This is a genomic window from Planococcus antarcticus DSM 14505 (genome assembly GCF_001687565.2).
In the GTDB taxonomy this organism is placed as follows: domain Bacteria; phylum Bacillota; class Bacilli; order Bacillales_A; family Planococcaceae; genus Planococcus; species Planococcus antarcticus.
Map to the genome: position 1 here is coordinate 2,771,344 of NZ_CP016534.2, position 14,181 is coordinate 2,785,524.

A 14,181-nucleotide genomic window follows, 5' to 3' on the forward strand; every position below is an offset into this window, starting at 1 on the left:
GTTTGGTTACATATACTTATTTTTTATTGACAGCTTCTTCGTAGTTCTCGATCCGAGGAGATGTCTCCAGCTGATGTGTCCCAGCAATCACCTGCAACACATCACGGTATTTATTGATTGATGTGTCCCGAGTCAGGTTTTCTTCGAGATAAGCGCGCCCTTTGTGTCCCATTGTCTTCAATTCAACAGGATCCAAGCTCTGCAGGTAATTGATGGCATGGACGACGCCCTGGTAATTTTGAGGTTCGATAACAACACCAGCACCACTTTCGAAAATCAATCGCTGCACTTCGCTGCCTTGCTCCAATACACCTAAAACAGGTTTTCCTGCGGCCATGACCCCATAAATTTTACTTGGCACAGAAACCCCTTTGATGCCTTTTTGATTGACCACCAAATGAACGTCTGCCGCATTCAATGAATACTTGAGAAATTCTTTTGGCTGATAAGGAAGAAATTTGACGTTTTCAAGATTATTTTGGACGGTATATTCCTGAATCTGCTGTTTGACTGCCCCTTCTCCAATAAACAAGAAGACGATGTCAGGCTGCTTTGTAAACTGCTTGGCCACTTGAATCAGATTTTCCAAATCGTAATAAAGCCCTAAATTCCCTGAATACATGACGACAAACTTATTCTCCAAGCCATGCATTTCTAGGAATTCACGGATAGCCGGCTCGTCTTTTTCAAGCGGAACAATCGCATGTTCATCTGTCCAATTGCTGATGACGGTATGGCTCGGCACTTTTTTGTCGACAAAACGGCCTCTCAAGGTTTCAGCCATATCTTCGCCCACCAGCAGCACTTGATCGGCGTAGCTGCAATTTAGTTTATCAACTGCCTTGGCGATTTTAAAGACGGCTTGGTTATTTGTATACGCCACAGCCTCTGCCTGTTCGGGATTAAAGTCATGGATGCTGTAAATATGCCGAGAACGCTTTAGCAGCTTGCCGATGGTCCCAATCAAACCACCCAATACCGGTGGCTGAGAAATCGTGAAAATAACATCTGTCCCCTTCTCCTTCAGCAACGCGATGTTTGCCAATAGAAAATAAGAGGAGATGTATTTTATCCTGCTGACTTTGGAGTTTTTGTTCACCTCCGGCAGTTTGATCCGAACCACCTTAATGCTTTCCAAATAATCCTCTTCAAAAAGCTTTTTGCTACTGTGGTTTTCACCGGCATATCTCGGCTGCGCTGCAATGACCGTAATATCAAAATCGTGTTGAAGACGCCCGGTCAGTTCCGTCATTAACTGGCTAGTGGCGGCGAGGTCTGGGTAAAAGTAATTAATAACAAAAGTGATCTTTTTTTTGCGTAGCATATGGACCTTCCTTTCCCGGGGAGCACTTACCGAAATATCTGCGTTCCCCATTTAAAGTTCATCAAAAATGTCAATCAAGGCATCGGTATATTTGTCTTCGGTATAGTATGCTTCAAACGTTTCCCGACTTATTCTCCCAAGACGCATACGTTCTGCATCATCGATCACTAGGTCCTTGATGGCGGCTTTGACACCTTCCACGGTCGGCTCAATGATGACACCACAATCTTTGATCAGTTCTGCGATAATTCCGCGATCCGAGGAAATAATCGGCAGACCTGCAGCCATTCCTTCGATAATAGACATCGGCTGGCCTTCCACCTTATATTTGGTTGGCAAGGCCATCATATCCGATTCAAGAAAAAAACGTTTTTTCTCTTCACCTTGCTTGAGACCGTGGTATTGGATGCGCTGGTCCATATCGTTTTCTGCGATATACTGTTTTACTTCCTGGAATTCGGTTTCATTCTGGATGCCGCCGACCAGATCCAATCGAAGATCATGGCCCTCGTTAACTAAAGCGGTGGTTGCCTTGATCAGCTCGACATAGCCTTTTTCAAACATCAGGTTGCTCAAATACAAAAGAGAAATCGGCCCTTTCTTCTTCCCATACACAACTTCGCTTCCAAGAATGAAATCTGCCGGTATGCCGTTGGATACCACTTCTACCCATTTGACATAACCGCGGTAGTTGGGGGATAGTTTTTCGCCCAGCACAATACCTACATCAATTTTCTTCAATGAATTGATGATAAACTTCTGCGTGATTCCGGAAGTCGCATCAATAGTGCCACCCAGATTATTGCCATGCAGATGAGTGACCACTTTTCCGCGGCCCAACAGTTTGCAAGCCTGAATCATCATACAATCCCGCAGCAAACCCATTTTCGTTTGAGAAATGGAGATATACAAAATCGGGTTTTTCATGGTTAGCGATAGCAATCCAGAATACAGAATCGCAAAAGAATCCGTCCATACTTTATCAAAAGAAAGAGCCCCTGGATGTTCAAAATCCTTCCGGCTCAAATTGATTTTCTTCACCTTGTACTGCCGATGAAGTTTTTCGGATTTATACAAAGATTGCAAGGCGATGCTTTCTCCCAATATAGGTGGAGGCAAAGGTCCGACAAAAATCAAATTCCTTTTTTTTGTTCCAATCATGCTGAATCACCTTTTCTCAATTGACGTCAATTTGTACAGCATAAAAACTGTTCTTTACTGTGGATCAATGGATTTCAATGCCGGCTTGTCCACCAGATCTTTCTCGAATGATGCAATGACCAGGTAAATGAGGATGAAAATCGGCAGGATAATGACCAACGGCTTGATGTAGTAGATGTAGCCATACCAGAACACCCTAGCGATGGTCAGAACAATCCAATAATAGCCCAGTGCCATTCCAAAGTTGCCGAAGAATTTCTTCAATAACGCAGCAGGTATGAAAATGATGGCGTATGTTGCAAATGGCGCCATAATCAGTCCCACAATCTCGTAGTTCAAGTAGTATTCCCCGTAGACAAATAACCCATAATTGGTATGGATGAGCGAAGCGACAAGATGGGCCGCCTGCGGACTCTGTGCCTCAACCCCAAAGAAAGATGGAATCAGCTGCGGGATATAATCGATGAGCGTGTGATAGTTGTCGTACGTATGAGTTACTTCAATTGCAGCCGCTGTCGAATAGACAAGATCTTGAACAGTTGGGTAATTGATAAGAATGAAAATAGAATCCAAAATGGCTTCTACATCAAAAATTAATCCCGAATGTCGAACTAGTCCTAAATAGGAAAACACCAATAATCCCCCAGCAATCAATGCTGCTTTTTTAAACGAGAATTTCGATTTGATAACGCCCGCTCTTTTGGTAGCTGTTAAAAGTAGATATAAAATTAGCAGCAATCCTAGAATATCGACCCGCGCATAATGCGCTAACAGCCAAAAAGGCACAAAAAGGATGGCGAATTTCCGGATGGCACTCCCTTTAACACCCATAAGAACAAAGAAATACGAAATGACGACAACGGAATTCCAAGCATTCCCTGGCAATAGGCTGGGCGAAAGCTCGTGGTAGGCTTTACCTGGCAGATCCGGCAAATAAATAATGGAAGAGACAATGGCTAACGCACTAAAAAACCAGGTAGCCAATAAACTTTTGACTGTTCCTGAATAAAAAGCCAGAATCTTCGCATCGTAATTTTGATAAGTTTTGTTCGTCATCCAAAGCAAGATGGACCAAATGTAGTAGAAAAACAACGCACCAAATGCCAATGTGTAGAAATGCTTTTCGATGAGATGAGTGCGGTCGTTGAATAATGCCTGCACTTCGCCGATTGGACCGAAGCCCAATATGCTGATAATGGGCAGAAACAGCAGCACTAGCGAAAAAGTGGCAAAACCCACTTTGAAGACATAGATATCCATAATGAATTTAACGGAAAAAATAATCAAAATGAATAGATTCCATGGATCATCGGTATTGAAAACCTGACCTGCACGAAGCAGGTAGTAGATCACTGAAATCCCAGTTAGTAAATTAACGATGATAAACAGGACTTTTTCAAATCGATCATCGGCCTCAATATGCTTTTCCATCGTCTCATTCCCCTATTTATAATTCCCTTTTTCGACAACTCAATGCCTTCCTATCTGCTGCCTTTTTTAAGAAGGCGTCGTCGCAGATAACAGGTAGGATTTCCTGTTGTTTTTTTTGGACTGGATATAAAGATAAGACAAAATCTCAAGAGGCAAAAAAGTGGATAGATAATAGAACAGGAACTTTACCGATATCCGGTCGCGCTTAAAACCTTCTGACAAAATCCTTCTGGACAGTTGAATAGTTTCTTTGTTTCGACCGACTATTCCTGTTCGGAAAATGACTTTCCAAATGGTCAAAACAAAACGCTGGAAAGTTGATTTCCGTTGTTTCCGCGCCAACTCTTTGTATTTTTTAAAAATACTCAAATGTCCATTGAGCACCGATATTTTATTGGTGGTAATGCGTTCACCGCTATGATGGTAGAACAACACCATGCTTTCTTTGACATAATCGAATTTTGTTACTTGAGCCAGCCTTATGTACAAATCCCAATCCTGGCAACTTGGCAACCCTGCATCAAAACCCTGCACTTGATCTAGCACTTCTTTTTTTACTAATACCGATGATGTCGTGTCGATGCAATTAGACTCGAACAAATTCGACAATATATTTCCCTGGTATTCAGGAATTATTTTGCGGGTAGGCTGATTGTTTTCATTGACCACTTGGACGCCTGTATAAATCACACCCACATCCGGCCGATCCGCAAAAAGCTGCAACTGCTTTTCCAATTTGTCAGGAAGCCATTGATCATCCGAATCCAAAAAGCCGATAAATCTCCCCGTGGCCATTTTGATGCCGGTATTTCTGGCTTCCGATCCCCCTTTATTGGTATCGTGTTTCAAGTAAATGATGCGGTCATCCTGCATCTCTTGAACGACCTCTGCCGTGTCATCTGTCGAAAAATCATCGATAATGATGATTTCAAAATTTTGGTGACTTTGGTTCTCTAGGCTTTTCACCGCTTTTTTCAGCAGTTCCGATCGATTGTACGTCGGAATAATGACGCTGACTTTATCATTTAAGATTACCATTAGATTTCATCCCCCTCCCCCGATAAGGAACCCGCTTCCACTACTACTCCGTAATAGCGCTTTTTTCTCCATTTACTAAATTGCAGTCATGCGTGACCATAATTTCTACGAGTTCTTCAAACGATGTGGAAGTCGGATTCCATCCGAGTAACTTTTTCGCTTTAGAAGGGTCGCCCAGCAATTGCTCAACTTCTGACAAGCGGAAATATTCAGGGTTCACTTCAACCACTACTTCCCCCGTTTTTGCGTTGATACCTTTTTCTTCAACTCCTTCGCCCTGCCATTCCACTTCAATTCCAGCATGTTTGAAAGCTAATGTCGCGAATTCGCGGACCGTGTGCATTTCTCCTGTCGCAATGACAAAATCCTCTGGTGTATCATGCTGCAGAATCAACCACATGCACTCTACATAATCCTTAGCATAGCCCCAGTCCCGCTTGGCATCCAGATTTCCCAATAAGATTTTATCCTGCTTGCCACCTGCGATACGAGCAACTGCCATGGTGATTTTGCGCGTAACGAAGGTTTCGCCGCGACGCTCTGATTCATGGTTGAATAAGATGCCGTTCACCGCGAACATATCGTACGACTCCCGGTAGTTTTTCGTAATCCAGTAGCCGTATAATTTTGCAACGCCATAAGGAGAACGCGGGTAAAATGGTGTCGTTTCCTTTTGTGGAACTTCCTGCACTTTGCCGTACAGCTCTGATGTAGATGCCTGGTAAATACGCGTTTTTTTCTCCAGCCCCAAAATACGAACAGCTTCCAAAATGCGTAAAGTGCCGATACCGTCAACATCTGCCGTATATTCGGGTGTCTCAAATGACACTTTCACATGGGACATTGCCGCCAAATTATAGATTTCATCCGGTTTAATTTCGCTGATCAGTCGAATAATATTGGAAGTATCTGTCATGTCTCCGTAGTGAATATAAAAATTCTCACTTGATTTTAGTTCTTCGATGTATAAATGTTCGATCCGGCTCGTATTAAAGCTTGAGCTCCTGCGAATGATGCCATGCACTTCATAGCCTTTCTCTAATAAAAAATCCGATAGAAACGAGCCGTCCTGGCCGTTTACTCCTGTAATCAATGCCTTTTTCATCGTCTTCCTCCTCAATTGGTCAGCAGTGTATTTTTTTCTACGTGTTCCAAAAACCAGCCATAAGCCATCCCTAGGCCATCATCCAATGGGATTTCCGCCTGCCAGCCTAGGCCAGTCAAACGGCTAATATCCACTAATTTTCGAGGAGCGCCATCTGGCTTTGAAGTATTAAAAATAATTTCTCCTTTATACCCGACCGTATTCCCGATTTTTTCTGCCAGCTCTTTAATGGAAATGTCTTTCCCCATCCCAATATTGACCAAGTCGTTGCCGCTGTAAGTATTCATCAAATAAACCGCCGCATCCGCCAAATCATCGGAATAAAGAAATTCCCGTTTTGGCGTTCCAGTTCCCCAGACCTCTACCGTCTGCGTATTGTTCAATTTAGCTTCATGGAACTTCCGAATCAGTGCTGGCAGAACATGCGAACTATTTAAATCGAAATTGTCATTCGGTCCGTACAAATTAGTTGGCATGATAGAAATAAAATTCGTACCGTATTGCCGGTTATAAGATTGGCACATTTTAATGCCAGCAATTTTAGCGATAGCGTATGGCTCGTTAGTCGGTTCGAGTTCACCAGTCAATAGCGAGTCCTCTCTCATCGGCTGCGCAGCCAGCTTTGGATAAATACATGTACTGCCGAGAAACAGCAGTTTTTTGACACCATTCTGATGTGCAGCATCGATAACATTCGTTTGAATCATTAAATTATCGCGGATGAACTCTGCCGGATAGTCGTTATTCGCCATAATACCGCCCACTTTGGCAGCTGCCAGAAAAACATACTCAGGTTGCTCTTCTTCAAAAAACGCATCAACCTGATCGCGCTTGGTTAAATCTAATTGATGACTGGTCCGAAACACAAGATTGGAATAGCCGCTATCCTGTAACTTTCTCACAATTGCAGAGCCTACCAATCCCCGGTGCCCAGCCACGTAAATTTTTGAATCTGAATTCATAAATACCCCACCTTTTTTTAATGTCTGCCATGTATAAATACATGGACGCCAGTATCTGTTTTATGCTCTTTTATGGGAACTAAATAAAAAATCGAAATTCGCCCTTATACCTAAGACTATATGCTTACTAATCGATTTCATTTTTCCATTCTACCATACAATAGTCTATATATTACAGATAATTTCGATTATTTGATAATTTAAATAATAAAAGTTTGCTAATATTACGAATTCTGGGTTGGTTGCGACTGTAGCACGCCGCACACCTGCTCCATTTTCGCATCCACTAGATCCGGTCATGAGACTCGCGCGACAGGACGCCGCGGCTCCATATGCCGAAATCTCGCTCCATATTTTAGTAATGAGGTAAAGAACAACGCAATTTCTTTATTCTTTCACCCCTCTTTAATCGCCGTGCGTTTTTGAAAAAAACTTTTTACTTCTACTAGCAGCTTGCGTTGGTTTAAGATCATCAACAATCCGTAAATCAACATACCAATGATCGTATCGATGACCATGATGCCGATTGGTCCGGTCCCTGTTAACTGGGAGTTCAAGACATACAAAGAAGCGAGCATAATGGCTGAGTGAACCATCGGCTTAGCGATTGACATGGACAGTTCACCTAAGCTGTCGCCGATGATCTGTCGGATCCGCACAAAATAGCTGATATAAAACAGCACGACCCTCAAGAGACCAACCGCCAATGCCACAACAATGATTTCTCCAGATAAGCTGGCAAAGTATACAACGACCGGTATGATCGCCAACTGAAACAATTGCCAGTAAAAGCTCCATCTGACCTTCCCGACAGCAATGAACAGGCTGCCGCTCGGATTGCCCAGCGCTTTGAACAGTCCATACAGACAAAGAATTTGGATGATGGTTATGCTGTCCTGCCACTTTTCTCCAAGCAAAATTGGCACGGCATATGGAGCCACAATAATGACTCCTGCCAGTAATGGCGCATTAAAGCTGGTCAGCATATTGGTGATCAGCAGATAGGCTCTGCGCAATTTGCGGCTATCGAGTTGGATTTTCGAGAATACCGGAAAAGCCACTCGGTTGATCATGGAGTTCAGTTTCTGGACCGGTTGCATGATTAGGTTCATGGCCATGCTGTAATAGCCGAGTGCCACGGATCCTAAGGTGATACCGATGATCATCTGATCAATTTTTGTCGTGAAATAATTGATGCTGGTCGAGCCAAGACGGTACATGCCGAATGACACAAATACGTTGATAGAAGCCCAAGAAAATACCAGCTGGGGTCTTGTTTCCCGATTCCGGTAACCACCGATCATCCAAGGAATGCTTTTGATTAGGGACGTGACGATATGCCCGTATACTAGAGACCAGGCACCGAGACCAGTAAAAGCAGCAAGATAAATAGTAAGCAGCACACCCATGGTTGTAGCCAGAATCTCATTTTTGGTAATTTGCTCAAATTCCAGTTTTTTGGTGGCAATTGTTTGGAATTGCAGGCCAAATGGCAGGATCAGAAAGCTGATGCCGACCACTTGGATCATTGCCGTTAAACTGGGTTCACCAAATAGTAGTGCGATAACCGGAGCCGCCAGCAATAAGATAAGAAATAGCACCAGTCCAACGAAAATTGAAAACCAGTAAAGGCTAGACAGCTCGAGCTTGGAGATTTTCTCTTTCTGGATAATGGCGTCTGTGATGCCCATTTCCAAGAATAATTGCGAAAACTGAATGACAATCTGCACCATAGCGATCAGCCCAAAAATCTCCGGGCCCAACACCCTGCCCAAAATAAGCAATTGAGCAATTTGCAAGACACTGGTCACGAGCATTGAAATGGAAGTAAGTTTCACGCTGTTCACTGCTTGATTTTTTAAAGATGCCATATATCATTCCTCTAATCGCATTTAATATAAAATTTTTTTCCACATATTTCGGCGTTGCTTCGGAAATATTCCATACGGCCGATCTTCTGCAAAATCTTCGGGAAATCCGTTCAAGTCAAACGAATCACGGACACTTGGCGGCCGTTGCTCATATTGATACAGGAATTCAAAATCGATAACCTTCAGCCCTTCAGATGTCAGCAAAATATTACCTGGATGGAAATCAATCAGCGCGTAGCCTTTGTTATAGAAAAATTCATTGATGCTGAATATCTCTTGCTTATGTTTGCGTTTCAAGATTTGCTTTTTGATATGCCAGCTTTCTGTCATTTTATTGGTTTTCAAGTAAGGAACGATGATGTAGTTTTCTCCGCTCCGGATCAGTTTTGGAATAAATTCGCATTCTTTGCTCAATTCTCCATACACGAATTTTTCACGTTCCAAAAACCGCTCTTTGCCAGCTTTATAGGTTTTTTTCACCGCTCTTTTTCCTTGGTATTCGACAATTTCAACCTTGGCGCGCCTTTTTTTCTCAGACACATCTGCAATCACTTTTTCCGACGTACGGTAAGCTTCGTCCCATTTGGTGACAAGGGCTTTGATTTCCTGAAGGAGATCAGGAGCGACCGCAGAGATATAATCCAATGCCTCAATTTCGTCATCTGCACTGTGAAGCGGATTGGCGCGTTCTTCCTTCGACAAGCTGAAATTGATTTCTGACCGCAGCTGCTCTTTTAGCAAATAATGCTCGTTTGAGACATGTGGGTATTTTTTCTTCATTTTTGTATTCAGCGATTTTGGATGATAATCATACATGATCAGCAAAGTAGATGGCTTTCCACCACTCACCGGCCATGGACCCTGCCCCCAATTGCCGCCCCTCATGCTCTGGGCAGCATTTCTTTTCTGTTCTTCATCGAGTTCGACTGCTCGAACCAAACAAAGGCCGTTCCGCTCGAACCAGTCGACGATCTTATCCGTCAGCTGACGTTCAGTCGCCCATTCCCGAATGACAAACACCATTAATTCTCCATCTTTTTTAAAATTATGCTCACTCGATGTGATGGTCGACTCCAGCCAGTTACCGCTGACTCCGATTAGTTTACGGATGGTGTCTGTGGATGGTGCCCAGCCTTCCTGTTCTAAAAAATGGTGGAAGCATTCCAGGCTGATTTCGTCCAATTCGCTGCCTGTCTCTTGCGCCAGCTGCTGGAGAACCCCAGGATAATCGTGGTCCTGCGGAATCTGTTTGACAGTGCCTCCCGACTTGGCCGAAATTCCCGATTTTTCGCCTTTATGATAAACCGCATGGTACATCAGGCTGAGGAAATAATGGCGTTTAGACGGAACGGAGTATTTGCCGTTCCACAACTCCCGTTGGTCCAATATCGTTTCTGCGATATACGGGGGGTAATAAGCAATATTATGGAAATTGCTTCCTGTAAGACCGCCCACACTATAAATATCAAACGGCAAAATTCCGATTTTTTCATTCAACAAGTCCCGAACCTTTTCGATATGGTCGTCTGAAATCAACAAGTCCACATCTTCGTCAAGATCCAGAAAAGGCAATTCGTCAAACCACCGTAAAATCACATAATTAAGCTTCCGTTCATTGAGAAGCTCAAAGAAGTTCTCAAGCCCAAACTCCGGCGACAAGTATTGCCGCGCCGCCTTGTCTTTTTTATGGTCCCGCCTAAAGACAATTCCAGTCCGCAGTTCCCCCGAGCGGCCGAAAAAAGTTTCAAAACGAAAATCCCATTTTTTCTTCCGCACCAACTTATATGCCCAAAGCGGCAAGAAACTCGCACGGTCAATAATTTTGGACGGCATGAACAAGATCAAGTCAGCAGAAGAATGAAAAGCATTTTTCAAATCCATAAAATCGGCTTTGTTGATAACTAACACTTCTGCGTTATTTTTGTAGGTTAACGTCTTTTCATTTGCGTAATACAAGTCCGGATTCCGCTGACTGTTCGGACTAACCGTACAGATTCCAAGATAGTTTTCATACCCGAAAGTTGCCAACTGGTATTTTAAAGCGCTAGTTTCAGCATTGTATTCCAACACTTTCACTTTCTGATTTTTTGGGTACGAAGCCCTTATATACTCACTGATTGTTGGCTGATTTGCCATTGCCCTATTCCCCCTTGTTTACCGGCATGCCAAGCAGTATGCCTTGCTATTTGCGCGCATACTGTCTGTCGAAATACTGCTGGTATTCGCCGCTGATGATTTGTTCCCACCAGTCCTTGTTTTCTAGAAACCAGTCAACTGTCTGAGCGATTCCTGTTTCGAAATCATAGACGGGTCGCCAGCCCAATTGTTCGATTTTTGTCGGATCGATGGCATACCGCTTGTCATGGCCCAACCGATCTTCGACAAACTCGACCAGACTTTCCGACTTCCCTAAAGCCTGAATGATGGTGCGCACCACTTCCAGATTGGTCCGCTCGTTGTGGCCGCCGATATTATATACTTCACCGGTTTCACCGCTTTGCATCACCAGATCGATTGCCGCGCAATGGTCTAGGACATGCAGCCAGTCACGGATATTTTTGCCATCGCCGTAAACTGGAACTTTTTGATCGTTCAGCACCCGGGAAATCGTCAGTGGAATGAGCTTTTCCGGAAAATGGTAAGGTCCGTAATTATTGGAGCAACGCGTAATATTAACCGGTAAACCATAGGTCTCGTAATAAGCCCTGACCAACAGATCCGAGGATGCTTTGCTGGCGCTATAGGGACTGTTTGGCTGCAGCGGCGTTTCTTCCGTAAAGAAAGTTGTCGGATCAAAATCCAATTCCCCGTAAACTTCATCCGTTGATACATGAACGAATTTCTTAATTTTCGCTCGTTTGGCTGCATCCAACAATACTTGCGTCCCCAGAACATTCGTCCGGATAAAAATCTCTGGGTCCGTAATCGATCGATCAACATGGCTTTCTGCCGCAAAATGCACCACGTAAGTAAAGTCTACTTGTTCAAATAGCTTACCGACCGCCTGTCGATCAGCGATATCAATATGGACAAAGCTGTAGTTCATGTCATTTTCAATTTTTTGATGCTTTGTTAGATCTCCTGCATATGTCAGCAGATCTAAATTATAAATATGATAATGCGGATATTTTTCGGCCATGTATTGGACAAAGTTCCCTCCGATAAAACCTGCTCCGCCTGTTACGAGTATATTTTCCATGGGGGCGCCCCTTTCATAAGTTATTGGGTAACAATGATTTTTCGGAAGCGATGTCCAGTAAATATTGGCCGTAATCCGTCTTTTTCAAAGACTGCGCCAGTTCAATCAATTGCGCTTGGCTAATATAGCCTTTCCGGTAAGCAATTTCCTCGAGGCAAGCGATATACAAGCCCTGTCTTTTTTGAATGGCTTCTACAAAGTTAGAGGCTTCTAGCAGCGCTTCATGCGTTCCTGTATCCAGCCACGCCAGTCCGCGTCCCATGATATTGACTTGCAATTCACCTTGTTTTAAATATTCATCGATAACGGACGTAATCTCTTTTTCTCCTCGTGCTGAAGGAGTTATACCTTTGGCAATCTCGATAACATGATTGTCGAAAAAATAAAGACCTGGTATGGCGTAAGAGGATTTTGGCTGCTCTGGTTTTTCTTCAATGGAGATGATATTCAATTCATCATCCACTTCCACAACCCCATAAGCTCTCGGATCCGCTACATGGCAGCCAAAAATAATACTGCCTTTTGTCAGCTCTGCCGATTCTCGTAGCCGACTCCCAAAATCCGATCCGTAAAAAACATTATCGCCCAGTACCAGTGCAACAGATGAATCACCGATAAAACTTTCACCGATTGTAAACGCTTCGGCCAATCCGTTCGGCTCTTCCTGAATTGCATATTCCAGTTTGATGCCCAGTTTCTGACCATTGCCAAGCAAACTTAAAAATCCGGAGATGTCTCTCGGTGTTGATATAATCAAAATTTCTTTAATTCCTGCAAGCATCAACACAGACAGTGGATAATAAATCATTGGTTTGTCATATACAGGCAGCATTTGCTTTGAAATCGATTTGGTTAATGGGTAAAGGCGCGTCCCCGTTCCACCAGCTAAAATAATCCCTTTCATCATAGATCCCTCATTTCTTAAATTTGAGATAAACTTTTTTGTGTTATGTGAAGTTCCCGAATAATGCCGCAGATCAGTGCGACTGAACTAACTGGCAAATCTCCGTAATACGGCATCGCTAGTACCTGCTGAACTGCCTGTTGTGCATGCGGAAGATTTTCTGGACGTGCGGATGGTAGATCGCTGTACCATTCGAAATCACTGCATAAAGGATAAAAATACTTTCTAGCGAATACATTGTATTTCTGAAGTTCCTTGTGCACGGCGTCTCTCGATTGACCAAATACCGCTTCATCGATTCGAATGACAAAATATTGATAGCTACTGGATTCCCCCTCAAGAGTAGTTAAAATTTGAATGCCTTCAATGTCTGCTAAATTCTCTTCGTAGGCTTTTTTGATGATATAGCGCTTGCTGCGTTCTTCGCCGATCACTTTCAGGACTTCAAGGCCGACTCCTGCCTGGACTTCATTCATTTTGGCGTTTAATCCGGACACTACCACTTCTTCAGCACTGGCAATCCCAAAGTTTTTCAGCAAATCCAAGCTTTTGTCGAGCGCCGGATTATTGTAGGTGAGCGCCCCGCCTTCGATGGTGTTGAACAGTTTTGTCGCGTGAAAGCTGAACATCGTCATATCCCCAAAACTGCTGATGGGCACGTCGTTTATTTTGGAGCCGAACGCATGGGCACCGTCATAGATCACTTTCAGCCCATGCTTATCGGCAATCGCCTGTATTTTTTCCACATCACACGGATTTCCGAATACATGAACTCCTAGAATTGCAGTGGTTTTTTCGGTAATCAATGCCTCGATTTTGTCGGCATCGATATTGAAGGTCACCGGATCGATGTCGCAAAATACCGGCGTCAAATTATTCCAATCCAGTGCCTGTACGGTCGCAGGAAATGTAAAAGGTGTAGTGATGACTTCGCCCGTCAGTTTCAAGGCTTTCAACCCCAACAGCAAAGCCATTGTTCCGTTGGAGAACATGGAAATATGATCTATCTCCAGATACTCTTTGAGCTGATGACTCAATTCATCATGCTGCTTGCCGAAGTTTGTCAACTGCTTGCTGTTCCACACCACCCTTAAGCGTTCCGTGATATCAGTGAAATCCGGCAATAAAGGTCGTGTGACATAGATTGGTTGTTCAAAAGCTTTAGCCATTTACATTCCCTCCCAAG

The 14,181-nt window shown here is 43.6% G+C and carries 11 protein-coding genes; all 11 read right to left on the reverse strand.

The genetic code is table 11. The annotated features are described in order from the left end of the window. Positions 1-16: 16 nt before the first annotated feature. Positions 17-1,324, reverse strand: coding sequence for a glycosyltransferase family 4 protein (locus BBH88_RS13805; protein WP_065536668.1), 1,308 nt, complete (start codon positions 1,322-1,324; stop codon positions 17-19). 51 nt (positions 1,325-1,375) lie between these two features. Next, complete coding sequence (locus tag BBH88_RS13810; protein WP_065536667.1) at positions 1,376-2,485, reverse strand: glycosyltransferase family 4 protein; 1,110 nt, start codon at positions 2,483-2,485, stop codon at positions 1,376-1,378. 54 nt (positions 2,486-2,539) lie between these two features. Then, positions 2,540-3,916 (reverse strand): hypothetical protein, encoded by a 1,377-nt coding sequence (locus BBH88_RS13815; RefSeq protein ID WP_065536666.1) that lies wholly within the window; start codon positions 3,914-3,916, stop codon positions 2,540-2,542. 66 nt (positions 3,917-3,982) lie between these two features. After that, complete coding sequence (locus BBH88_RS13820) at positions 3,983-4,954, reverse strand: glycosyltransferase family 2 protein (RefSeq protein WP_006830518.1); 972 nt, start codon at positions 4,952-4,954, stop codon at positions 3,983-3,985. A 43-nt stretch (positions 4,955-4,997) separates the two neighbouring features. Continuing rightward, entirely contained in the window at positions 4,998-6,059 is a 1,062-nt protein-coding gene (gmd, locus tag BBH88_RS13825) for a GDP-mannose 4,6-dehydratase (protein WP_006830517.1), read from the reverse strand. An 11-nt stretch (positions 6,060-6,070) separates the two neighbouring features. Continuing rightward, on the reverse strand, positions 6,071-7,021 hold the full coding sequence (gene fcl / locus BBH88_RS13830) for a GDP-L-fucose synthase (RefSeq protein ID WP_065536665.1): 951 nt from the start codon (positions 7,019-7,021) through the stop codon (positions 6,071-6,073). Between the two features lie 395 nt (positions 7,022-7,416). Beyond that, entirely contained in the window at positions 7,417-8,892 is a 1,476-nt protein-coding gene (locus BBH88_RS13835) for an MOP flippase family protein (RefSeq protein WP_065536664.1), read from the reverse strand. Between the two features lie 21 nt (positions 8,893-8,913). Further along, positions 8,914-11,028, reverse strand: a complete 2,115-nt coding sequence (locus BBH88_RS13840) for a protein kinase family protein (protein WP_065536663.1) — start codon at positions 11,026-11,028, stop codon at positions 8,914-8,916. A gap of 46 nt (positions 11,029-11,074) precedes the next feature. Next, the gene (rfbB, locus tag BBH88_RS13845; RefSeq protein WP_006830513.1) at positions 11,075-12,091 is read right to left on the reverse strand and encodes a dTDP-glucose 4,6-dehydratase; all 1,017 of its coding nucleotides are present in this window, start codon (positions 12,089-12,091) and stop codon (positions 11,075-11,077) included. Between the two features lie 13 nt (positions 12,092-12,104). Continuing rightward, the gene (gene rfbA / locus BBH88_RS13850) at positions 12,105-12,995 is read right to left on the reverse strand and encodes a glucose-1-phosphate thymidylyltransferase RfbA (protein WP_006830512.1); all 891 of its coding nucleotides are present in this window, start codon (positions 12,993-12,995) and stop codon (positions 12,105-12,107) included. Between the two features lie 17 nt (positions 12,996-13,012). Next, positions 13,013-14,164, reverse strand: coding sequence for a DegT/DnrJ/EryC1/StrS family aminotransferase (locus BBH88_RS13855; protein ID WP_006830511.1), 1,152 nt, complete (start codon positions 14,162-14,164; stop codon positions 13,013-13,015). Between the last annotated feature and the right edge of the window lie 17 nt (positions 14,165-14,181).